16 protein-coding genes are annotated in these 22413 nt (G+C 65.0%); 11 read left to right on the forward strand and 5 right to left on the reverse strand.

Annotated elements, in window-relative coordinates:
* Positions 1-3 precede the first annotated feature (3 nt).
* The gene (locus tag ACTNFJ_RS01945; RefSeq protein WP_435907278.1) at positions 4-480 is read right to left on the reverse strand and encodes an Rv3235 family protein; all 477 of its coding nucleotides are present in this window, start codon (positions 478-480) and stop codon (positions 4-6) included.
* A 184-nt stretch (positions 481-664) separates the two neighbouring features.
* Here ACTNFJ_RS01945 and ACTNFJ_RS01950 point away from each other — a divergent pair, with 184 nt between their 5' ends.
* Positions 665-2206, forward strand: coding sequence for a sensor histidine kinase (locus tag ACTNFJ_RS01950; RefSeq protein WP_435907279.1), 1542 nt, complete (start codon positions 665-667; stop codon positions 2204-2206).
* A 27-nt stretch (positions 2207-2233) separates the two neighbouring features.
* Here the strand turns inward: ACTNFJ_RS01950 and ACTNFJ_RS01955 are convergent, their stop codons facing one another.
* Positions 2234-2497 (reverse strand): hypothetical protein, encoded by a 264-nt coding sequence (locus ACTNFJ_RS01955; RefSeq protein ID WP_435907280.1) that lies wholly within the window; start codon positions 2495-2497, stop codon positions 2234-2236.
* On the reverse strand, positions 2494-4104 hold the full coding sequence (locus ACTNFJ_RS01960; RefSeq protein ID WP_435907281.1) for a PspC domain-containing protein: 1611 nt from the start codon (positions 4102-4104) through the stop codon (positions 2494-2496). The genes ACTNFJ_RS01955 and ACTNFJ_RS01960 overlap by 4 nt, the downstream gene beginning before the upstream one ends.
* A 126-nt stretch (positions 4105-4230) precedes the next feature.
* On the opposite strand from ACTNFJ_RS01960, the gene ACTNFJ_RS01965 reads away from it, so the two are divergent.
* Both ACTNFJ_RS01965 and ACTNFJ_RS01970 read left to right on the forward strand, forming a co-directional pair.
* Positions 4231-5592, forward strand: coding sequence for an ATP-binding protein (locus ACTNFJ_RS01965; RefSeq protein WP_435907282.1), 1362 nt, complete (start codon positions 4231-4233; stop codon positions 5590-5592).
* Positions 5589-6320 (forward strand): LuxR C-terminal-related transcriptional regulator, encoded by a 732-nt coding sequence (locus ACTNFJ_RS01970; RefSeq protein WP_435907283.1) that lies wholly within the window; start codon positions 5589-5591, stop codon positions 6318-6320. The genes ACTNFJ_RS01965 and ACTNFJ_RS01970 overlap by 4 nt, the downstream gene beginning before the upstream one ends.
* 85 nt (positions 6321-6405) lie before the next feature.
* Here the strand turns inward: ACTNFJ_RS01970 and ACTNFJ_RS01975 are convergent, their stop codons facing one another.
* Positions 6406-7995, reverse strand: a complete 1590-nt coding sequence (locus tag ACTNFJ_RS01975) for a phospholipid carrier-dependent glycosyltransferase (RefSeq protein ID WP_435907284.1) — start codon at positions 7993-7995, stop codon at positions 6406-6408.
* A 143-nt stretch (positions 7996-8138) separates the two neighbouring features.
* Here ACTNFJ_RS01975 and ACTNFJ_RS01980 point away from each other — a divergent pair, with 143 nt between their 5' ends.
* The 8 genes from ACTNFJ_RS01980 to infB all read left to right on the forward strand — a co-directional run bounded on the left by ACTNFJ_RS01980 (position 8139) and on the right by infB (position 21756).
* Positions 8139-9905, forward strand: coding sequence for a proline--tRNA ligase (locus ACTNFJ_RS01980; RefSeq protein WP_435907285.1), 1767 nt, complete (start codon positions 8139-8141; stop codon positions 9903-9905).
* Between the two features lie 230 nt (positions 9906-10135).
* Positions 10136-10429, forward strand: a complete 294-nt coding sequence (locus ACTNFJ_RS01985; protein ID WP_435907286.1) for a WXG100 family type VII secretion target — start codon at positions 10136-10138, stop codon at positions 10427-10429.
* A gap of 21 nt (positions 10430-10450) precedes the next feature.
* Positions 10451-10768 carry a hypothetical protein gene (locus ACTNFJ_RS01990; RefSeq protein ID WP_435907287.1) on the forward strand — a complete coding sequence of 106 codons (318 nt, stop codon included), beginning with the start codon at positions 10451-10453 and terminating at the stop codon, positions 10766-10768.
* On the forward strand, positions 10765-12834 hold the full coding sequence (locus tag ACTNFJ_RS01995) for an alpha/beta hydrolase (protein ID WP_435907288.1): 2070 nt from the start codon (positions 10765-10767) through the stop codon (positions 12832-12834). Before ACTNFJ_RS01990 ends, ACTNFJ_RS01995 begins: the two co-directional genes overlap by 4 nt.
* A gap of 42 nt (positions 12835-12876) precedes the next feature.
* Positions 12877-17421 carry a type VII secretion EssC family protein gene (locus ACTNFJ_RS02000; protein ID WP_435907289.1) on the forward strand — a complete coding sequence of 1515 codons (4545 nt, stop codon included), beginning with the start codon at positions 12877-12879 and terminating at the stop codon, positions 17419-17421.
* A 44-nt stretch (positions 17422-17465) separates the two neighbouring features.
* Positions 17466-18461, forward strand: coding sequence for a transcription termination factor NusA (gene nusA, locus ACTNFJ_RS02005; RefSeq protein ID WP_435907290.1), 996 nt, complete (start codon positions 17466-17468; stop codon positions 18459-18461).
* Positions 18462-18674: 213 nt separating this feature from the next.
* Positions 18675-18932 (forward strand): YlxR family protein, encoded by a 258-nt coding sequence (locus ACTNFJ_RS02010; RefSeq protein WP_435907291.1) that lies wholly within the window; start codon positions 18675-18677, stop codon positions 18930-18932.
* A 76-nt stretch (positions 18933-19008) separates the two neighbouring features.
* Positions 19009-21756, forward strand: a complete 2748-nt coding sequence (gene infB, locus ACTNFJ_RS02015; protein ID WP_435907292.1) for a translation initiation factor IF-2 — start codon at positions 19009-19011, stop codon at positions 21754-21756.
* Between the two features lie 77 nt (positions 21757-21833).
* Here infB and ACTNFJ_RS02020 read toward each other — a convergent pair whose 3' ends face one another.
* Positions 21834-22337, reverse strand: coding sequence for a DUF805 domain-containing protein (locus ACTNFJ_RS02020; RefSeq protein WP_435907293.1), 504 nt, complete (start codon positions 22335-22337; stop codon positions 21834-21836).
* Between the last annotated feature and the right edge of the window lie 76 nt (positions 22338-22413).

Below are 22413 nucleotides of genomic sequence, written 5' to 3' on the forward strand. Positions count from 1 at the left end.
TCACTACAGAACCGTAGCTTCGGTTGCCCGCCAGCGGTCGGTCACCCACTCGAATCGCAGAGCGACCGCGTGGGTGCGCCGGTTCGTTTCGAGCACCACCGAGGCTTCGACCGCGTGCGGTGTAGGTCTGCACAGCACTACGCGCTTGGGCCGTGGTGCTGAGTGGCGCTCGTCCTTGAAGAGGTGTCGGCGCTCTTGGCGCGCGGCGCGCACCTGACCGAGATGCACGGCGAGCTTCCACGTGACGGCGTTGCCCAGCTGCGCGAGACCTCGGGAGCCTTCGAGCGCCTCAAATATGTGCACCGCGATCGCCGCAATCATCCGCGGGTCGGGGCCGGGAAGCTCGCGCAACGTCCGCTCAGCCTCGGACACCCGCTCGGGAGATGCAATTGTCTGCGGGCGCGACAGTGGTTGAACGAGAACAAGGTGCGGGGGTTGCACGCGCGGTGGTACGGCTATTGCAGGGGAGGCAGGGGGCATTGCAGGCTCCGTTCGAAGACGATTCTCGCGGCGCTCAGCCCCCTGTTTCCCCTGGCTTCAGCGTCGACTCGGAGGTATTCCGAGAAAGCCCACAGTAATCGCTCACCGCTTGGCACTGTCAATGAGCGATTACGCCCAGTGCCCGAGTGCTCTGGATCCACCGGCGCCTCAGTAAACTCAAACCATGTCTACGCTGCGCAACCTTGCGACCAAGTATTCGACCCTGGGCGAGGAAGAGATTCAGTGGCTCGAACTCATGGCCACCGATTTCCCCCTGCTCGCCGACCTTTCGCTCGGCGACGTGGTGCTGTGGGTACCCACCGCTGACGGCAACTACATAGCGGCTGCGCACAGTCGGCCGGCCGGTTCCATCACGCTGTTCTACCGCGATGTCATCGGTGACGTGCTGCGTCCCGACTGGCGGGAGGTTGTCGACGAGGCGATGCACACTCGGCAGCCCTCGAACTCACGTGCCCCGATCTGGGTCGAGGAAAACGCGATGAAGCTGTGGGCGTTCTCCGTGAGCCGACGCGACGACAGCGGAGGCAGTCCCACCGCGCGTAACACCGACACCGGCGTGATCACCACGCCCGCCGGTTTCCAGACCGAGCCGTTCGCGGTCGTCACGGTGCACACCAGCGCTTCTGACATGCAGAGCGATTCGCGCATTGGCAAAGCGTTCCGTGAGGTCGCGTCCGACCTGTTCGTCATGATCCAGCAGGGGCTGTTTCCCTCGCCCGGCTCAACTCGCGGTCGTGAGCGCGGTGCCCCGCGCGCGTCCGACGGTCTCGTGCGCGTGAATACTCAAGGCATCGTCACCTTTGCGAGCCCGAATACGCAGACCACCTTTGCGCTCTTGGGCCACCGTGACGAGCTCGAGGGCGAGAACTTCGCCGAAGACGTGGCGAGTCTGGTGCACGGTCAGTCAGACACGAACGAGTCCCTGCCGCTGATCACCCAAGGCAAGGTTGCCAAGCGCGCCGATATTGAGGTAAACGGCCGCACCGTCACCCTGCGATCGATTCCCGTGATCCGCGACGAGCAGCGCATTGGCGGCATCGTGCTCACCCGCGACGTTACCGACCTGCGGCATCAGGAGCAGGAACTTATCACCAAGGATGCGACAATTCGCGAGATCCACCATCGGGTGAAAAACAACCTTCAGACCGTTGCATCGCTGCTGCGCGTGCAGGCGCGCCGGGCCCGCAGCGAGGAAGCGAAGCAGGTGCTGGGTCAGGCGATGCGCCGGGTCGCGGCCATCGCGGTCGTGCACGACACGCTGTCGACCGGGTTCTCCCAGATTGTCGACTTCGATCTAGTCTTTGATCGCGTGATCAGCCTGGCAGCCGAGGTGGCCAGTCTGCATAACACCACTGTGCATCCAAGCAAGGTGGGCCGCTTCGGTGAACTGCCCTCGAGTTACGCGACACCGCTCTCTCTCGCTCTCACCGAGATCGTCACGAACGCCGTGGAACACGGGCTTGCTGGCCGCGAGGGCGAGGTTATCGTCACCGCCGAGCGCAGCGACAGCAGGCTGTCGGTCGAGGTGATCGACACCGGCACGGGGCTTCCCGGTGGCACCGTTGGCGATGGACTGGGCACCCAGATCGTGCGCACCCTCGTCGAAGGCGAGCTCGGTGGATCAATTACCTGGGGTGCGCACGAGGGCGGGGGCACTCGGGTGGCGATCGAGGTACCACTGCGCTGGATTAACGCCAACGAGTAGTCCGGAGCAGCCTGTGCAGGCGCGGTGTTAGCGGGAGTTCGCGCTGCGGATCACCACGGCTATGCCGACGGCGAGTAGAAGCACGCCGAGCCCGATGACGGTGAAAGCGATCCACACTGCGGTGTCAACCGAAGCTGGCGCCAACTCTCGCTGCACGACGTATGCGCAGAAGACGAGGAAGAGGGCACCCCATACGATCGGTCCGGTGCGTGGCCGGGTCTTTTCCGCGGTCGGTACAACGGTCGGCGTGACCGCCGGCTCGCCGCTCGGCTCAAATGGCTGGGTATTCATCGTGCTTCCTCGCTCTCGAATGCGATGCCCTGGCGGGAATCGGTGCCTTCTATGTCGACGTTTCCAGCGAGCATGCGCACCTGGACTTCGGTGATGTCAGACGGCGATGCTCCGTCGAGATTTACGCCGGTGACTCGAGCCTGAAACGGGCCGCGTGTGGTGCGGGTTTGGTCATCGGTGGAGGTCTCGCTGGTGTTGCCCGCCAGCAGGTGGACGGTCACCCGGGTGGGATGATCCTCGGGTAATTCGACGTCGACGTTTCCGGCGAACATCCAGACATCAATCGTTCGCCCGGCGTCGCGCGCATCGAGTGCGGTGAGATCAAGCGTCGCATTTCCCGTGAACACGGCCAGCCCGGATTCGTCGGGCGTATCTTGGCCGACCTGAAGATTGACCGTTCCGATGGGGCGGAACGTGACATCGTCGGGCATGATCGAGGTGTAGGGAGTGAAGACGAGGGCGATCGCTCCGATGAGGGCCGCAAAGCCCACCCATCCGCTACTGCGGCCACGCACCCCCGCAACGATCATCGAGAGCGCGCAGACCGCGACGGCCGCGACGAGCGCCGTCGTGTATACGAAACGACCCTCTTCCCCAGCGCTGAGCGCCCACGCAGCGACTCCACCTGCCGCCAGCAGAGCGAGCGCGAGAGTCACCAAGACGTGGCCAGCACCCAGCTTGCGGGCTTCGTAGCGGAGACGCTCTCTTTCGGCCCAGGCGCTCGTGTCTTCGCCTACCTTTCGACCCCATTGCGCGGCGTCTTCTGCCGCCTTCTGCCCCCACGCGGCGGCATCTTCACCGACCTTCTGGCTCCAATCCGCGGCGTTGTGAGAAGCGCTTTGGGAAGACTGAGCCCAGGCGGCGGTGGGTCCAGGGCCCGCGTCGGTAGGTGCCCCCGCGCCCGCCCCCGCACCCGCACCACTGTGTGCGGAGCCAGCGCGGCGGAGACCGCCTCGGCTGATCCACACGATGAGCCAAATGATGCCCGCTGGCAGCAGCACCGCCCACCACACGACCGACAGCGTGACCTGCACCCAGTCTGGTACTCCGAAGAGGTCCCACATCGCCCAGTTAGCCGGGCCACCGAAGAGCGCCGAGAGCATGCCGATCGCGAGGGGCAGCACGATGAGCGCACCGATGAGTACCGCGGCCACGATCACACCGGTCTGTGCGCGACCGCGAAAGAGCTCTTCGAGGTGGATCTTGCCGCTCGGGTCTGGAAGCAGCAACCATCCAGCGAGGTACAGCAGCAGCCCCGGGCCGCCGAGGATGGCGAGCACAACGAAGATTCCGCGCACGATGAGCGGATCGATACCGGCTCTCGCAGCGATACCGCCTGCGACGCCCGCGAACCAGCGCTCGCTCGTGCTGCGCACAATGCCGAGGTTGCGAAGCCAGCGGAAGAATCCGTCGCCCGTCGCGGGTGCCTGAGGTTGCTGCGCGCCAGGCGTCGGTCCGGTCGGGCCAGTTGGGCCGGCGGTGCCGGCGGTGCCGGCGGATCCTGTGGCGCCGGTCGCTTCTGTCGAGCCGGTTGGGCTTGTGGCGCCGGTTGGGTCAGTGGAACCTGCGGCGGGGGGATCCCCGGCGGGGGGAGTCGTCTCGTTCATGCTTCGAGTCTGAACCCATCTGTTCGATCGTGCCATGGGGGACACCCCTGACTCGCCCCTGAACCTCTACCCCGAACCTCGACCCTGAGTGGTGTGAATGGCGCCCGCGAGTGCTTGGATGGGGGCATGTCAGAAATCCCCCTGAGACGTCGACGCGTCGAGCGTCTGGTCGCAGGCGTGTGTGCCGGGCTCGCCGCGCACCTCGGGTTGCCGGTGGCTTGGGTGCGCATCGCCATGGTGGTGTTCGCGCTCTTTGGCGGCGCCGGGGCGTTGTTTTATGTGTGGTTGTGGATCTTCATCCCGTGGGACGAAGACTCCGGTGTCGAGCCGATGCGCCGGGCACTGACTCGGCCCGCTGGAGTCATGGGAAGCGGTGCGACGACGACAGCGGGTGCCACCGCCGCTACTACCGTCCCGTCCGCCACTAGCGCCCCTTCCGCGGCCACCCACTTTGAGTTAGCGGAGGATCCCGGAGTCTTAGCGCAGCAGGCATCTCCGCGGAGGCACTGGCCGGTCGCCGAACTTCTCCTCGGCGCGGGCCTGCTCTTTGCCGGGGTGGGGCTCGTGCTTGCACAGCTCGGGGTCCGCTTACCACTTGAACTCTTGCTTCCCGCGATCGTGGTGCTCGTCGGAGTCGGTCTCGCCTGGTGGCAAATTGCCGACCGCGACCGGCCCGAACGGTACTCGGTGCCACGAGTACTCGGGGCACTGGCTTTGGTGGCAGTGGGCGTGTTGATGTTCTTCATTACGGCGCGTGAACCGAGTGTGTTCACGGTGATTTTCGCGGCATTTGCGGTGCTCGCTGGGGTAGCACTTTCGTTGGCCCCGTGGCTTCTCCGTCTGAACAGCGAACTCATGGCGGAACGAGCGGGTCGCGCGCGCGAGGCAGAGCGAGCTGAGATTGCCGCGCACCTCCACGATTCCGTGCTGCAGACGCTGGCACTGATCCAGCAGCGGTCAGATCCGGGCAGCGAGGTGGCTCGCCTCGCCCGCGGTCAGGAACGCGAGCTACGCGAGTGGCTCTTTCGCGGAGCCGATGGTGCCCCGCAGAACGCGGGGGAGGCCGTCGATGCGGAGCTTCGCAGCCATGCAGCAGCCCTCGAACATGAGTGGGCGGTGCGATTCGAGATTGTCGCGGTGGGTGCCAGCGGGAATGTCCGGGTGCCCGAGGCGATCGTCTCGGCTGCGCGTGAGGCGATGCTGAATGCGGCCAGGCATGCGGGCGGCGATGTGACGGTGTTCATTGAGGTGGGCCCCAAATCTGTGTCGATCGACGTAACCGATCGGGGCCCGGGGGTAGATATTACGACGCTCCCAGATGGTCGAATGGGGGTGCGAGAGTCAATTCTTGGGCGAATGGAACGCGCGGGAGGATCCGCTCGCGTCGTTTCCGGGCCCGGCGGCACCGGCACCTCAGTGCGACTTTTCATCCCCCTCGACGCGGCTATCGCGCAGGGCACATCCACGACAGAACAGAGCCCCCGATGAACCAACAGCAGACCGCGGGGTCGGGTTCCCAGGCGGATCACGCCTCCGTGCCCGAGGTCACTCCCCATTCCGTCGCAATCCGCGTCGTCATTGTCGATGACCACCAGATTTTTCGCACCGGGCTGCGTGCGGAACTCGGGCCTCAGCTCGAAGTCGTAGCCGAAGCGGCCACGGTTGATGAAGCAATTGCGCTCATTCCGGTAGCGCGTCCCGACGTCGTGCTGCTTGATGTGCACCTGCCGGGAGGGGCCGGTGGGGGCGGTGCGGAAGTGCTACGAAAGCTCGCCGGTGTGCCCGAGCTGCAGGGCACTAGGTACTTGGCGCTGAGCGTTTCAGACGCAGCTGATGACGTGGTGAGCGTGATCCGTTCAGGAGCACGCGGCTACCTCACGAAAGCGGCATCGGGGGCGGAGGTGACCGCAGCGGTGCTGCGTGTGCACGGCGGCGACGCCGTGTTTTCGCCGCGTCTCGCGGGCTTCGTTCTCGATGCGTTCGGTGCGGGGCTTGGCGAGATCGCAGCGGCAGATGACGAGCTTGACCGTCTGTCTGCGCGCGAGCAGGAGGTCATGCGCATGATCGCCCGCGGCTACACCTACAAGGAAGTCGCCGCCGAGCTCTTCCTCTCGGTTAAGACCGTCGAGACTCATGTGTCGAATGTGCTGCGCAAACTACAGCTCTCAAACCGGCACGAGCTCACCGCCTGGGCGCTCGCGCGGCGCCTGCTGTAGGTCTGCGAAGCCCGAAGCCCGAAGCCCGAAGCCCGAAGCCTGAAGCCTGAAGCCTGAAGCCCCGGAGGCTGGCGAGGTCCGCACGCTAGTCCCAACCCGGCAACCAGAGGTGGGCGCGCCAGAACCAGTCGGCCGTAGGCATGCCCGACCAAGCGGGGAAGAAAAGTAACGACACCACGAGCGCGACGATGAGAAAGATTGCGACCGAGATCCGCCGACCCTGCAACCCCTCCTGCGATTCGTCGAGGCGGATCCCTGCGAGCGCCATCAGGCCCGCACACCCAGGGCGGTACCGGCTCCAGAGCGCGCCCAGCACGAGCGCCAGCGCGAGCGCAGCGAACGGGGTGAGCACCACCGCGTAGAACTGAAACACTGCCGAGCGCGACAGAGTGAGTATCCAGGGCAGCCACCCCGAGAGGTAGCCAACCAACAGGAACGCCGATGCTGCGAGCAGGGGACCGGTGTCAGGCCAGGAGGTCGCGTCCGACCCCGTTGCTGCAATGCCGGAGACGCGCGGACGGCGAGCCCTGATCCACACGTTGCGAATGAGCACCCACGCGAGGAGCAACAATGCCGCGACCCCACCCCACGTCACCAGCAGATTCGGAAGCGGAGAGATCGCCGCGACACAACCGTCTGGCCATGGGCAGCCATCTCTCTGCACCCAGTTCACCTCGTACATGGCGGTGGGCCGCAGTCCAAGCGGCCAGGTCAGCGGATGTGATTGATACGGGTGCGGGGCTGTGAGTGTGGAGTGCCAGGCCAGGGCCTCCCCGTGCCACTGGGCGAGCGACACCCACCAGGGCTCGCCCGGTTCACGGTTCTGCGCGGTGGGTGAGGCGATCCACCCCCACCAACTGGCGAGGTACGCGAGCGCTGCAGCGGGAAGCGCGACTGCCGCAGTGACGAGGGCCTGCAGTGCTGCGCGTGCGAGGCTGTGCGGCTGGCCACTGCGGAACCGGCGCCACACGTCGACGACAACAATAAACACCAGAAAGGCGGCCAACGGATAGAGGCCCGACCACTTGACTGCGGCCGCCGCGCCGAAGGTGAGGCCTGCCGCCAGCAGCCAGGGCCTGCGCCAGGCAATGCGCTGGGCCAACTGCTGGCTCGCGGGACCACACACATCCCGCCACACGAAGAGAGCGCCGAGCACAACGAACAGGGCCAAGAAGCCGTCGAGCAGCGCCACCCGGGTGAGCACCACGTGCACGCCATCGATCGCGAGGAGGAAGCCGGCGACGCAAGCGATCCACAGGTTGCGGGTCATCAGCCAGCCGAGGCGCATGGTGACGCCCACCGTCGCTACCCCGGCGACTGCGATGGCGGATCGCCACCCCCACCCGGAGTCAGCGCCAAATAGGAGAACCCCTAGACCTATCAACCACTTTCCGAGGGGCGGATGTGCGATCGTGCTCGCCTGGTCGCTGAAGGCGCGGGCGCGCTCGCCGCCGAATGCGGGGTCATCGTCAGGCCAGGTGGTGGGAAACCCATGTGCTAGCTGGCTCACCGCGTCGCGCACGTAGTAGAGCTCGTCGAAGACAAGCGAGCCGGGGCGCCCGAGCGCCCAAAAGCGCAGCACTGCCGCGAGCGTGAGCACTGCGAGAACTGCGAGAACCGCGACAAGCGTGCTGGCGCGCTGGAATCGGGGGGAGACGAACGGGTGGGCGGGCACGACTCCTAGACTAGGGAGCCAGCCTGGTGGATTCGAACGGGCTCGCTGGTGCGCCGCTGTGGATCGCCGAGCCAGCCGGGTGGCGATCCACTGCGACAGCGTGATGGGCTCTGGTAGCTCGGGCGGCGGCTACGATAGATCCCGTGCTTACACGCCTTTCGAACTACTTCCTCAAGACGCTCCGCGAAGACCCGGCAGATGCCGAGGTGACGAGTCATCGGCTTCTCGTTCGGGCTGGGTACATCCGCCGCCAGGCCCCTGGCGTGTTCGCCTGGCTGCCGCTCGGGCTGCGCGTGAAAGCGAAGCTTGAGCAGATCGTGCGCGACGAGATGGCCGCCGCCGGGGCGCACGAGGTGCACTTCCCGGCGCTACTGCCACGCGAACCCTATGAGGCAACTGGGCGGTGGGAGGAATACGGCGACGGATTGTTCCGGTTGCAGGATCGGCACGGCGCCGATTACCTGCTCGCGCCGACGCACGAAGAAGTCTTCACGCTGATGGTGAAAGACATCGTTTCGTCTTACAAAGACCTGCCGCTGTCGCTCTACCAGATTCAGGATAAGTACCGCGACGAGGCCCGCCCGCGCGCCGGCCTGCTGCGCGGGCGCGAGTTCACGATGAAAGATGCCTACTCCTTCGATGTCAGCGATGCGGGGCTCGAGGCGAGCTACCAGGCGCAGCGAGACGCATACGAGCGCATCTTCACGCGGCTCGGGCTCGAATACGTCATCGTCTCTGCCGATGCGGGTGCCATGGGCGGCTCCAAGAGCGAGGAATTCCTTCTGCCGACCGCGATCGGCGAAGACACGTTTGTGCGCTCAGCTGGCGGGTACGCGGCGAACGTCGAAGCGTATGTGACGCCGACGCCTGATCCGTTGCCGATCGAGGGGCAGCCTCTAGCCGTCGTGTACGACTCGCCAGCCACCCCCACGATCGAGACGCTGGTGGCGCACACCAACGCGGTGTTGCCGCGCGAGGATGGTCGGGCTTGGGAAGCTGCGGACACGTTGAAGAACGTGGTGCTTGCGCTCACCGCTGCCGACGGCACACGTGAGGTGGTCGTCGTGGGCATTCCGGGCGATCGTGATGCCGACCTGAAGCGGGCCGAGGCCGCCTTTGGCGGGGCCGAGGTCGAGCCCGCGAATGCCGCGGATTTCGCGAAGCATCCGCTACTCGTGAAGGGGTACATTGGCCCGGGCGCCGCAGGCAAACCGGTGCTGGGCGAGGAGGGATCCACTGGTGTGCGATACCTGGTCGACCCGCGCGTGGTCGCTGGCACCTCATGGGTGACCGGCGCGAACGAACACGAGAAGCATGTCGCCTACCTGGTCGCTGGGCGCGACTTTGAGGCCGACGGGGTGATTGACATCGCGTCGGTGCGCGACGGCGACCCGGCCCCCGATGGGTCCGGCCCGATCGAGACTGCGCGTGGCATGGAGATCGGCCACGTGTTCCAGCTCGGTCGCAAGTATGCCGAGGCACTCGGGCTCAAAGTGCTCGATGAGAACGGCAAATTGGTGACCGTGACGATGGGATCGTACGGTATCGGTGTCACCCGCATCATGGCGATTCTTGCCGAGTTGCACAACGACGATCGCGGGTTGATCTGGCCGCGTGCGATCGCCCCGTTCGACGTGCATCTCGTCGCGACCGGCAAAGATCCTGCGATCATCGAGATCGCCGAGTCGCTTGCCGGTACCCTCGATGCGTCCGGTGTGGAGGTGCTGTTTGACGACCGCCCGAAGGTATCACCGGGCGTGAAGTTCGGCGATGCAGAGCTCATTGGCGTGCCGCGCGTGGTCGTGGTGGGCCGCGACGCGACCGACGGGTTCGCCGAGGTGTGGGATCGCGCCGCCGGCACCAAAGAGAAGGTCGCGCTCGCCGACGTGCCGGGGCTCTTCTTGGTCTAGACACATCTCTTTTCCCCAGTGGATCGAGGGGGCGCTGCCGGTGGCAACGCCCCCTCTCTGCTGTGTCACTGTTTGTCGCTCACAGATGACGGGACGCGGGAGAACCCCCACGAGTTCTCCACAGGTCGATCGTTCCGCCGTCTCCCGCCGTCGTCTTCCGCTTCGATGAAGTGCACGCGGTACTACCCGACGAGCTTGCCGGGGCCGCACGCACGAGGGAGCGGAAGCGCATGTCGAACATTCGAGTGACGTACGGCGAAATCGAACAGGTAGCCGGGCAGCTCGCCCAGGGGCGAGACGAGATCATCTCGAGGCTTCGCCTTCTTGAGTCTCAGATCACCCAACTCGTGTCGACCGGGTTTGTTACCGATCAGGCGTCGGTGCGGTTTCACTCGATGTATAGCGAGTACACGGCCGGCGCGTCAATCGTCGCGGAGAAGCTCAGTGAGATTCAGGCGTTCCTGACTCAGGCGGCGGGGGCGATTCGTGAGATGGATGCGCAGCTCGCTGCTCGCATCAGTTGAGTTCAGTGCCAGGGATCTCGCATGCGCGACCGATTAGAAATTGATAACCCCAGTCTGCTGTTGGCGGGTTCGCTGCTCGCGCACGCCGCGAAGGCCGTCATCGATGGCGGCATCTCTCCGCCGCACATTGAGCTCCCCTCCGTGAATGGGATTGGTGAACGAGCGCGCTGGTTCTTGGAGGGGGTCAGTACGGCCAGTGCGGCGCTCTCAGACGCGGCGGCGAGCGCCGCGCGCGCGGTCGCTGGGATCATGCAAACGAGCACTGAGCTGGACGCGATGCTCGCGGCGGAACTGGGAGATGGGTACGCGGTGCCGCAGGTGAGGCAGCCGAAAACGTGAGCATCATTCCCGCCTCGGCCGACGCGGTGTTGCCAGACGACTCGCCGATTCTCGGCTGTTCGGACGAGCCGTCGGCGGTGGCGCGCTATCTCGGGAAGACGGAGGCAGGAGTTGCGCAGTATCGCGGGTCGCTGCAGCAGGCGCAGCACACGCTCGGTCGAACACAGAGCGAGGGCGTGGAAGAGATCGCTCTAGTTGTCTCGCAGCGGCTGACCGTCGGGGCGCTCGCCCTGACGCAGACGCTGAGCACGGCACGAAGCGCGTTCGAGCGGTACGCGGCGGAGGTCGACAGGATCCACTCCGCAGCCCGACAGGTGCGCGGGCGGGTGGAAGACTCACTGGCAGTGATTCGCGGCCAGCACGGCACGATTGAGGAAATCTGCGGGGTTCTCGGGGTGCGTGTTGACTTCGAATGGCGGGCGGGTCCGCCCCCGGTGATGCCCGATCCCACTCACGGCCTCACAGCCCAAGGCGCCATGAGTCACATGGGTGCCGACGGCAATTCTGTCGAGGTGCTCGCCATGCGCGCGAGGTACGAGCCTCTCTGGGCAGCCGCAGTTTCAAGGTGGCGGGGAGCGGTGGAGTTCATCGTGGCGGACGCTGGGGAGTGGCGGCGGCTGTGCGAGGATCGCCAGGCCGCGGAAGCCACGCTTATGTCTGCACTGAGCAGCACCGCGCTCGGGCAACTTATCGCGGTCGGCCAAGGGAGCACCGCTGCGCGCCGAAGCGCTGTCGCGTATGGAGTCTCTGGGGAGCTGTGGGGCAGCACGCGTCCACCCGTGACTCGGTCAACGGAGCATGCGTCGCTCACGAAACTCATCGGCGCTCGAACGGGAGCCGGGATATGGCAAAACCCTCCCGATCCCGTCGGAGTTGCGGAGAGCTGGGACGCGCTCAGTCCGGCGGAACAGCAGCAGCTCGTATCGGAGGTGCCCTGGGTGGTCGGCAACCTGCCTGGCCTGCCATTCTCGGTGCGAGACCAGGCCAACCGTCGTCTCCTCGAGTACTACGTGCTCCATCACGACGCGCTGAGCCCCGATTGCGTTGAGCTTCTCAGGGAGCTCACCGCCGTGTTGCATGACGATACCGAAGACCCGCCCGCGACCCTCGTCGCGCTGAACCTCAACGGGAACGTGCCGATGGTGGCAGTTGGCTACGGTCCCCTCGACGAATCGACGAGCCTGACCTGGGAGGTACCCGGCATGCTCAGCGATGCCCACCTGGCGCTCGGCACCTGGCACCACGCAAGCCGCAACCTTCACGGCGCACAGCAACGCCTGTTGAAGCCAGCGATCCGAGGCGGTAGAGCGCAAGGCGATTCTGAGCGTGCACCTGCGGTGGTCGCTTTTCTCTCGTACGACACACCCAACCTACTGTCGGTGCTCTCAGCGCAGTCGGCTCGGGTCGGGGCCCGCAGACTTGCCGCCGAACTCGACGGTGCCGCGGCCACCCGGGGACACGGGGTGCCCCTGCCTATTCACGCCGTGGTCGCGCACTCGTACGGCACCCCTGTGGCGGCAAACGCCCTGACCGAAACGAGGCATCCCGTGCAGTCGTTCACCATGTTGGGTTCCGCAGGCCTAGATCACGCGGTGGTCAAGTCGTTCATGGACCTCAATGTCGTGCCAAGTCGGCCAGGAGCTCCCGGGGTCTTCACCACACTCGCTGCAGGCGACCAGCTGGCGCCGTTTGGTGCGGCCCTCTCCGACCGGGCCCAACCGAACCCTCAGGCGGTGAGCCTGGGTCAGATTCACATTCCAGGTGCGTACGTCTTCGGGTCGGACGGTTTCGGATCCATGCGCTCGACCGATGGCCACTCGGTCATCGGAACCGGTGCTCGAGGTTCGCTGGGCAGCAACGCATCGCTCGGTCACGGATACCTCGACCGGGGAACCCAGTCACTCGTGGGCACGGCCGCGGCGAGTCTCGGTGCCGTGCATCGACTGCCCGGTGGGCTCACTCACCATGGCGAGCTCGTCGGCGCCCCGGAAACTCTCTGCCCGACCGGTAATGAGATCGTCCCGCAAGTAACTTCCGCGTGTTCGCCGAGCAACGGGCTGGGGTGACGGCGCATGCAGTTCAGACTCGCCACATGTTCCAGTAGCGGTGTGACCCGAGAGATCATTCTTTCGTGTGACATCACCGCGACTGTTGCAGAGGTCGCGCGGGCACTGATTCGCTCGGGGCTGACGGACGACAGCGAACTCGAACGGATCGCGGCTACGAGAGCCGCCCCGGTGACTGTGCTCGGTCGTTCGGAAGGGCGTGCCTCGTGGGTCATGCTCGACCCGGCGTCACCTATCGCACGCAGCGGGCTGCAGTCGGGCTGGATCATTCGCGCGGCGCGCGAGGACGGTCCGGAGAGCAGTACCCCGCGGCTTATCCCCGCGGTCGGCACCGTCGAGGTTTGTGATGGGCCACAGCGTGGCACGAAGTACAGCTTGGTAGCCGGCCTGAATTCCATGGGGCGTGATCCGCGCAGCCGTATTCTCCTCGAGGAAGCCAGCGTCTCGCGCTGCCACGCCTCCCTCGAGGTCGGTGAACGAGCGCTCCTACGCGACCTGGGGTCGGTGAACGGAACCGCTGTGGAAGGGGCGGAGGTGGAGGTCTCAGCGTCAGAAGCGACGGTGCTCGATGGTTCCGGGGCAAACGATGCTGAGGTGACAGTCGGCACCGTGCGGCTGCGGGTGCGCCTTACCGGAGTCCCCGCTCCGCCAGTCTGTGAGACGCCTGCGTCGGTGCATCCCCACACCCGGGCGCCGCTGCTTGCGCCCAGGTTCCCGGCGACTGAGCGCGTCCTCCCCACGCCACCCGTACCCACACCGCCCGGCCGGCTGCCAATGCTCGCGATGCTTGCCCCGGCGATGCTCGGCGTCGTTATGTACACAGTGACGGGATCGGCGATCAGTCTAGTGATGATCGCGTTCACGCCGCTCATGATGATCGGTTCGTGGCTTGACGGCAGGGTGACGGGCCGCCGCGCTTTCCGGCGAGATGGCGGTATCTTCGACGCTGCTGTGCGCGCGGAACGCACCGCCCTCTTGAACCTCCGCGATCGAGAAATCGCGGCGCGCGCGTCGGAGTCGCCAGGCATCACCGAGATCGCGGCTGCCATTGAGGCAAGAGGACCGCTGCTGTGGGCGCGACGCCCCGAACACCGCGCCTTTCTCGAGCTACGACTGGGGGAGGGAGCGATGCGTAGCCGCACGAAGATAGTCATGCCCGAACGTGGACAGTCTCGGCCCGAACACTGGTCAATTCTGCAGCGGTTGGCATCGGACTTCGAAGCAGTGGGCCCAGTCCCGGTGCTTGAGCGACTTGAGCGCAGCGGCTCGATCGGCATAGCCGGTGAACAGATGTGGGCGGAGGGGTGCGCTCGTTCGTTAGTGCTCCAACTCGTCGGCTTGCACTCCCCGGCAGAAATGGTGTTGGCCTGTTTCGCGGGCCCTCGGCAGCTGGTAGGTGGCTCGAGCGACTGGGGCTGGTTGAGCTGGCTGCCCCATGTGGATCCGCCCGCCGGCCCGCTGCGCGCCTGGTCGCTCGCGGGCGACGAACCTACCGCCTCGGCACTTCTCGCCGATCTCGAAGCCGTACGTGCGAGTCGAGCGGCAGGCAGACTGTCCCGCCCGACCGTGCGATCCCATCTGGATCCCGGCGGATCGAGCGACCCATCTGCGACTGTTACCGAGCTACCTGTCACCCCCGCCATCCTCGTGGTGGTGCTCGACACGGGTGAGATCGACCCAGCGCGGCTGATCGCACTCGCCGAAGCGGGGCCGGATGTGGGCATTCACCTGCTGTGGGTGACTGCACGCAGTGCCGAGGTTCCCGCGGCCTGTCGCACCCTCATTGACATCGATCGTGGTGAGGCGCAGGTGCAGATCACCCGCAGCGGCGAGAGCATCCGGCTGAGCAGACTTGAGTTTCTTGATGAACCCAGGGCGCGCGCGCTTGCCCGGTCGCTCGCCCCGGTCGTCGACACGGCCATCCGACCGCTCGATGAGAGCGACCTTCCCCCAACGCTCGCGCTGCGTGAGGTGCATCCCGCGAACCTCCTCGGCGGCGACGCGCCAATCCTTGCCTCCTGGCGGGCTTCCGGGTCACTCAAGGGGGACTGGCTGGCAGGGGAGCGGCGGGAACCGATCCGCATCTCCGCAGTCATCGGGCAGGGAATCGACGGGCCTATCGAGCTCGACCTTCGGGCGCAGGGGCCGCACGCGCTCGTGGGAGGCACCACCGGATCGGGCAAGTCGGAGTTTCTGCAGACCTGGATCATGTCGCTCGCCGCACGTGTTAGCCCCGACTGCGTGTCTTTTCTCCTCGTCGACTACAAAGGAGGAGCGGCCTTCGCTGAGTGCGCGAGGCTGCCGCACACGGTTGGGCTCGTGACCGATCTTGATCCGCACCTCGCGCGCCGGGCTCTCGCCTCACTGCGGGCAGAGCTCCGTCGCCGAGAAGAGCTCTTGGCCAGCCGGGGCGCGAAAGACCTGCTCACGCTCGAGCGGCAATCTGACCCGGCGACACCACCCGCGCTGCTGATCGTGGTCGATGAGTTTGCGACGCTCGTGAAGGATGTTCCAGAATTCGTCGAGGGTGTGGTCGACATCGCTCAGCGCGGCCGCTCGCTCGGACTGCATCTCATCCTTGCGACGCAACGCCCGGCGGGTGTCATCACCGAGAATCTGCGTGCCAACACGAATCTCCGCATCGCGCTTCGTATGGCGGATGCCGCAGACAGCAGTGACGTGATCGGGGTGTCCGATGCAGCTTCGTTTGATCCGGCCCACCCCGGTCGCGGCGCCTATCGAGTCGGGTCCGGACGAATCGAGCACTTCCAGAGCGGGTATCTCGGAGGCCACTCCGCGCAGACGAACGATCCAGGCATTGAAATTCATCCGCTCGGGTTCTTTCGGGCAGAACCCTGGCCGCTTCCCCCCGAACCTGTGCGTTCCAAACCTGCCCGCGACCAGACACGAGACATCGTTCTTCTGCTTGAGGGAATCGCGGAGGCCGCGATTACCGCGCGCATCGATCCTCCTCGCAGGCCCTGGTTAGATCCGCTGGCCAAGATAATTGACCGGGCGGCCCTGCCGACTGTTCTGACGAACGAGGATGCCTCCGGAAGGGGAGATTCACCAGCGATCGGGGTAGCGGATCTGCCGCAGCAGCAGCGGCACAGCGCCTTCCTGCTGAACCTCGAACGGCTGGGCAATGTCGCGCTCGTCGGGGCAAGCGGTACCGGGAAGAGCTCTGCGCTTCTCACGATTGCCGCGACGCTTGCCGAACTGTCGGCCCAGGGCCCGGCGCACGTCTATGCGATTGACGCCGCGGGGGGCGCACTCGAGGCGCTTCGTGCGCTCCCCACGGTCGGGGCTGTTGCGTCACTTTCTGACGCTGAACTTGTGGATCGAATCCTCCGGCACGTCTCGGGGATTGTGGCCGAGAGAGGTGTGAAATTTGCCGAGGCGCGCGCGAACAGCCTCTCCTCGTTTCGCGAGACGATCGGTGGCGCAGCGGAACCGCGCATTGTGCTGATGATCGACGGGTTCTCGGCCTTCCGTGCGACGAGTGAGGAACTGGGTGCGCGAGATTCGCGCCTATCGCAGCTGGCAGAGATCATGCATTCCGGCCGCTCGCTGGGGGTGCACGTGGTGGTGTCAGCGGATCGGCCAACTGCACTTCCTTCAGCCCTCGCCGCCAGCGTGCAGGAGCATCTCGTCTTCCGACTGGCGGGGGCGTTTGATTATGCGCATCTCGGGGTGCCCGCAGAAGTGCTCACCGATGCACCGGCAGGCCGGGTGGTGCTTGCTAGCAGCATGGTGGAGGTGCAGATTGCGCTACTGAATGGGCGTCAGGATCTGGGTGGTCAGGCCCAGGCAATTGAGTCACTGGCGGCCTCGCTCAGGAGTCACGACGTAAGGCGGGCGACCCGGCTGTACAACACGCCAGAACAGGTTCCTCTCCATTCATTACCGATGGAGGTGGCGAATCGAGCGGTGATAGGAATCGAGTCGCAGAATTTCACCCCCGTAGGGATTCCCTCGACCGGGCTGGCGGTGGTGTCGGGGCCGCCCGGCTCGGGCCTCACCACCGCGCTACACACCTGCGTGAATGCCCTCCGTCGGCGCGCGCTCGCGGGTGGAGAACGGATGAGGCGGATCCTGCTAAGCCTCGATGCAAGCTCTCGACTACTTGCCGAATCATGGGACCATGTGGCCATCGGACCAGAGGAGGTCGCCACGCTTGCGCGTGTGCTGGCCGAGGAACTGGGAGGGAGATCCGCGAGCGAACCCGCTGAGACGCGCACATCGCACACTGTCATCGCGGTCGAGCGGGCTACCTCTGCGGAAGGCACCGAGGCCCTTTCAGCGCTCGTGTCACTCGCTCAAGCCTGTCGTCGAGCTGATGCTCTACTCGTGGTGGAGTTCGAGTTGGGAGCGGCGGCAGGGGTGTGGGAACTCTTGGGTGTGTTGAAGCAGGCCAGGTGGGGGATCTCGCTGCAACCCGACGAGTCTGACAGCGGAACTCCGTTCCGTCACGTTCAGGGACGGGTGCGACGCGGGGATTTTCCGCCCGGTCGAGGGTTCGTCATCGAGGCCGGACGGGCTATTCCGGTGCAGCTCGCTCTCGGCTGGGGTATTCTGGAGGACTGATCCGCTCGGGCGGAACCTGACAGCTGAATAATACGGAGGCCACTGTGAAAATCGACCTCGCCATGCTTCGTGGGCTTGAGCGCGAAAAAGAGATCCCCTTTGAGGAACTCGCGGAGATTATTGAACAGGCGATCCACTCGGCCTACATCAAGCACATCGTCGGTCTCGGGCAGCCCGAGCCTAAAGACGACGAAGTGCGCGTGACCCTCGACCGCAAGAGCGGCGAGATCTCCGTATTTGTTCCCGAGCTAGACGACGCCGGTCAGGTGATTGGCGAGGCAGTCGTTCCGACCGAGGAATTTGGGCGGATCGGCGCGAACGCTGCGAAACAGGTCATCAATCAGCGCCTGCGCGATCTCACCGATGACGCAGTGCTCGGTCAGTTCAAAGACAAAGAAGGACATATCCTCTCAGGCGTGGTCCAACAGGGCCCGAATCCTCGCATGGTGCACGTCGACCTGGGCGAGCTCGAAGCGATCTTGCCGCCCGAGGAGCAGGTTCCGGGAGAGGATTACAGTCACGGCACCCGCCTTCGCGTGTACGTCACCAGTGTGTCTAAGGGTCTGAAGGGCCCGCAGGTGACGGTCTCGCGAACGCACCCTGGACTGGTCCGCAGGCTCTTTGAGCTGGAGGTGCCTGAGCTCGCTGCGGGCATCGTCGAGATCGTTGCGCTCGCTCGCGAGGCCGGGCACCGCACGAAGGTGGCGGTGCGTGCGCACCAGCAGGGCATCAACGCTAAGGGCACGTGCATCGGTGAGATGGGTCGGCGCGTGCGCGCCGTCATGAGCGAGTTGGGGGAGGAGAAGATCGACATCGTTGACTACTCACCCGACCTGCCGACCTTCGTCGCGAACGCGCTGTCGCCATCCAAGGTCACCGACGTCTTTATGCTGAATGAGTCGTTGAAGCAGGTGCGCGCGCTGGTGCCGGACTTTCAGCTTTCCCTGGCCATCGGCAAGGAAGGTCAGAATGCTCGCCTCGCCGCCAAGCTGACGGGCGCGAAGATCGACATTCAGCCGGACTCAATCATGAATGATTGAGTTGGATGTCGATCTTCGCGCATCCTGCGGAGCGCTTACCAGCGCGACGGAGGATGTCCGGAGTTCCGACATTCAGCCGGCGTCGATCGCTTGAGAAGGAATGTGTAGCATTCCTGCGCGATCGGCGGCAACGACACCGCGTTGCATCATGAATGATTGAGTCCGGACCCCAAGCAACACGCCCGGAATGTGATCACAGAGGAAGCTGGTACGATGATTCCGGTTCGAACGTGCGTTGCGTGCCGCCGAAAGGCGTCTCGCGGCGAGTTGTTCCGGGTCGTGTTGCGCGATGGTCGATTGAACTTCGATGATCGTGCGGTGCTTCCTGGCCGCGGAGCTTGGGTACATCCCACTTCGCAGTGTCTTGAACTAGCGGTGTCGCGCGGAGCCTTCGTGCGTGCATTGAAGGCATCAGGGAAACCTGATGCTGGCCCCTTAGAGAACAGGCTAGAAACACTCATGGACAACTAATGAGCGGCTCACAATGAGGCCCGTCCGATAATTATGGTTCTCGCCTGTCTGGGGCGTGAACCCAGACAGGAGAAAAGTGGCAAACCCACGCGTACACGAGATAGCTGCAGAGCTCGGTGTAGATAGTAAGGTCGTTCTGGCCAAGCTGAAAGATATGGGCGAATTCGTTAAAGCGAGTTCGTCAGCCGTTGCGCCGCCAGTAGCGCGCAAGGTGAAGGCGGCCCTTGAAGCAGAGGGTGTTGCGGCACCAAAGGCCGACGAGGCTGCCGGCGCGGCGAAGCCCGCGACGAGCGCGCCGCGGCCCGGCTCCCGCCCCTCGGTGGCGAAGCCCGGACCGAAGCCCCCGACTCCCGCGGCCCCCAAGGCGGCAGTTGAAGAGCCTGCTCCGGCTCAGCCGAGCGCTCCAGAGAAGCCCGCAGCGCCAGTTGAAGCGGCCGACGCACCCAGTGCTCCGCAGGCAGAAAGCTCCGCGAGTGATTCCGCGAAACCTGCAGCCGCCAAACCTGCAGCTGCGAAGCCCTCTGCCTCGAAGCCTGGCCCGAAGCCGGGCGGACCGCGTCCGGGTAATAATCCCTTCGCAACGAGCCAGGGCATGGGTATTCCGCGTCCGCCGCGGCCGGGGAACAACCCCTTCGCGCCCGCACAAGGCATGGGCCGCAAGGGCCCCAACCCGGGTAACATCCCGCGTCCGACCCCCCGCCCCGCTCCCGGTGCAGCTGGCGCGCGTCCCGGTGGCCCAGGTCGTCCGGGTGGCGCTGGTGGGCGTCCCGGCGGTGGCCGGCCAGGTGGTGGCGCCGGCGGCGCAGCTCCCGGCGCGGGCAGCGGCTTCGGTCCGCCCCGTCCGCCCGCTGGTGGGTTCGCAGGTCGTGGCCGTGGTGGCCGCGGTGCTGGCACCGCAGGCGCGTTCGGTCGCGGAGGCTCCAAGAACAAGGCACGGAAGTCGAAGCGGGCGAAACGGGCAGAATTCGAACTGCGGGAAGCCCCGTCGCTTGGCGGCGTAAGCGTACCTCGCGGTGACGGGTCTACTCCGGTTCGTCTGCGCCGTGGCGCGTCGCTCAGCGACTTCGCCGACAAGATTGGCACCAGTGCCTCGAATCTCGTCACTGTGCTGTTCCACCTGGGTGAGATGGCAACGGCGACCGAGTCACTCGATGAGGCAACCTTCCAGGTTCTCGGCGAGGAACTGGGGTACCGCATCCAGGTCGTCTCGCCCGAAGATGAAGACCGCGAGCTGCTTGAGGGCTTCGATATCGATATCGATAGCGAGCTTGAGGAAGAGGGTGACGATGTACTCGTTGTCCGTCCTCCAGTGGTCACCGTTATGGGTCACGTCGATCACGGTAAGACTCGCTTGCTCGACGCGATCCGCAAGGCGAACGTGGGCGGCGGCGAGGCTGGCGGCATTACCCAGCACATTGGTGCCTACCAGGTTCATACCGAGCATGATGGTGTGGAACGCGCACTGACGTTCATTGATACACCGGGTCACGAGGCGTTCACCGCCATGCGTGCCCGTGGCGCACAGGTCACCGACATCGCAATCCTCGTGGTCGCGGCTGACGACGGCATCATGCCGCAGACCATCGAAGCCTTGAACCACGCACAGGCGGCGAACGTGCCGATTGTGGTCGCGGTGAACAAGATCGATAAGGAAGACGCCAACCCGCAGAAGGTGCGTCAGCAGCTGACCGAATTTGGTCTCGTTGCTGAGGAGTACGGCGGCGACGTCATGTTCGTCGATGTTTCGGCGAAGAGCGAGATCGGTATTACCGAGTTGCTCGACGCGGTGCTGTTGACCGCAGACGCGGGGCTCGACCTGCGCGCGAATCCCGACAAGCACGCTCGCGGCGTCGCCATTGAGGCGAAACTCGACAAGGGGCGCGGAGCCGTTGCTACCGTGCTCATTCAGTCGGGTACCCTGCGCGTGGGTGATGCCATCGTGGCTGGAACAGCCTATGGTCGCGTGCGCGCCATGCTCGATGAGAATGGCGATGCGGTTGCCGAGGCGTTGCCCTCGCGTCCGGTCCTCGTGCAGGGCCTGTCGAGCGTGCCTCGCGCTGGCGATAACTTCATCGTTGTCGGTGAGGATCGCACGGCCCGTCAGATCGCTGAGAAGCGTGAAGCCGCCGAGCGTAACGCTCTCTTGGCGAAGGCGCGCAAGCGCATCAGCCTCGAGGACTTCACCAAGGCGCTGGAAGATGGCAAGGTCGAGTCCCTCAACCTCATCATCAAGGGTGACGTGTCTGGTGCCGTTGAGGCGCTGGAAGAGTCGCTCATGAAGATTGAGGTCGACGATTCGGTACAGTTGCGCATCTTGCACCGCGGTGTGGGTGCGATCACCGAGAGTGACGTTGACCTGGCAACGATCGACAACGCGATCGTGATCGGCTTCAATGTGCGCCCCGATGTCAAGGCCCGCGAGCGTGCAGCGCGCGAGGGCATCGATATCCGCTTCTACAACGTCATCTACAACGCGATCGACGACATTGAGCAGTCCCTCACGGGCATGCTCAAGCCCGAATACGAAGAGATTCGTTCGGGTGTGGCCGAGATCCGCGAGGTGTTCCGTTCCTCCAAGATCGGCAACATCGCTGGTGTCATTGTTCGCAGCGGCACCATCACGCGCAACGCGAAGGCGCGCGTGATTCGCGAGGGCGTGGTAATTGCCGATGGTCTGGCCATTGAGTCGCTGCGTCGCTTCAAGGACGACGTCACCGAGGTCAGGACTGACTTCGAGTGCGGCATCGGCCTGGGCAAGTTCAACGACATTCAGATCGGCGATGAGATCGAGACCACCGAGATGGTGGAGAAGCCGCGCGCGTAGCGCTTCTGAGTGACAAACGACGCAGGGGGTGGGTCCGGTTCGGACCCACCCCCTGCGTCGTTTTCGACTGCGCGGAATTACTTGTCGAAGCGTCGCCCCTCAGGCTTCGGTGGCAGAAGCGACAGTATGAACAGAATGAGCCCGCCGACTGACGGAATAAGCGCCAGGAAATAGAACGGACCAGCAAGGTTGACGTCGTGGAGTCGACGCCACTGTAACGCGATCGACGGCACGATAGTCGCGAGCCCGAACACGCCGAATGCGACGATAAGCGCGATCGCGGTGCCTGGCAGCTCGGCATTGCCTTCTTCGGTCAGACCTGCAGTGGCGGTGGTTATGCCGATGAGCACGCCAAAAACTGCCGAGAGGATGAGCATGAAGAGGGTGACCAACCAGTATTCGCTGCGCGAGGCGCGTCCGGAAAACGTCGCGTAGTTCTTGAAGAATCGTGAGATTGCCTGCCCGAATGTTGCTCCGTAGAGCGGGCGGTTGAGAACGCTGGGGGCTGTGGCGCCGTCGTAGGGCTCGCCCGGGCCGGGATTGCCGTAGAGGTTAGTTGGAGTAGCCGGAGCTGTGGTCATTGCGGAAAATCCAATCTTGTAGAGTGTGCAAGTTTAGACTCTACTAGAGGGATATTGCCCGGCGAGTGGACGCTCG

Source organism: Leucobacter shiyiweii, from assembly GCF_052446065.1.
Lineage (GTDB): Bacteria > Actinomycetota > Actinomycetes > Actinomycetales > Microbacteriaceae > Leucobacter.

Bases quoted from the DNA above. Each gene is read 5' to 3' on its own strand.
- ACTNFJ_RS01945 (WP_435907278.1), bottom strand. From the start codon at position 480: ATGCCCCCTGCCTCCCCTGCAATAGCCGTACCACCGCGCGTGCAACCC.
- ACTNFJ_RS01950 (WP_435907279.1), top strand. From the start codon at position 665: ATGTCTACGCTGCGCAACCTTGCGACCAAGTATTCGACCCTGGGCGAG.
- ACTNFJ_RS01955 (WP_435907280.1), bottom strand. From the start codon at position 2,497: ATGAATACCCAGCCATTTGAGCCGAGCGGCGAGCCGGCGGTCACGCCG.
- ACTNFJ_RS01960 (WP_435907281.1), bottom strand. From the start codon at position 4,104: ATGAACGAGACGACTCCCCCCGCCGGGGATCCCCCCGCCGCAGGTTCC.
- ACTNFJ_RS01965 (WP_435907282.1), top strand. From the start codon at position 4,231: ATGTCAGAAATCCCCCTGAGACGTCGACGCGTCGAGCGTCTGGTCGCA.
- ACTNFJ_RS01970 (WP_435907283.1), top strand. From the start codon at position 5,589: ATGAACCAACAGCAGACCGCGGGGTCGGGTTCCCAGGCGGATCACGCC.
- ACTNFJ_RS01985 (WP_435907286.1), top strand. From the start codon at position 10,136: ATGTCGAACATTCGAGTGACGTACGGCGAAATCGAACAGGTAGCCGGG.
- ACTNFJ_RS01990 (WP_435907287.1), top strand. From the start codon at position 10,451: ATGCGCGACCGATTAGAAATTGATAACCCCAGTCTGCTGTTGGCGGGT.
- ACTNFJ_RS02010 (WP_435907291.1), top strand. From the start codon at position 18,675: ATGATTCCGGTTCGAACGTGCGTTGCGTGCCGCCGAAAGGCGTCTCGC.
- ACTNFJ_RS02020 (WP_435907293.1), bottom strand. From the start codon at position 22,337: ATGACCACAGCTCCGGCTACTCCAACTAACCTCTACGGCAATCCCGGC.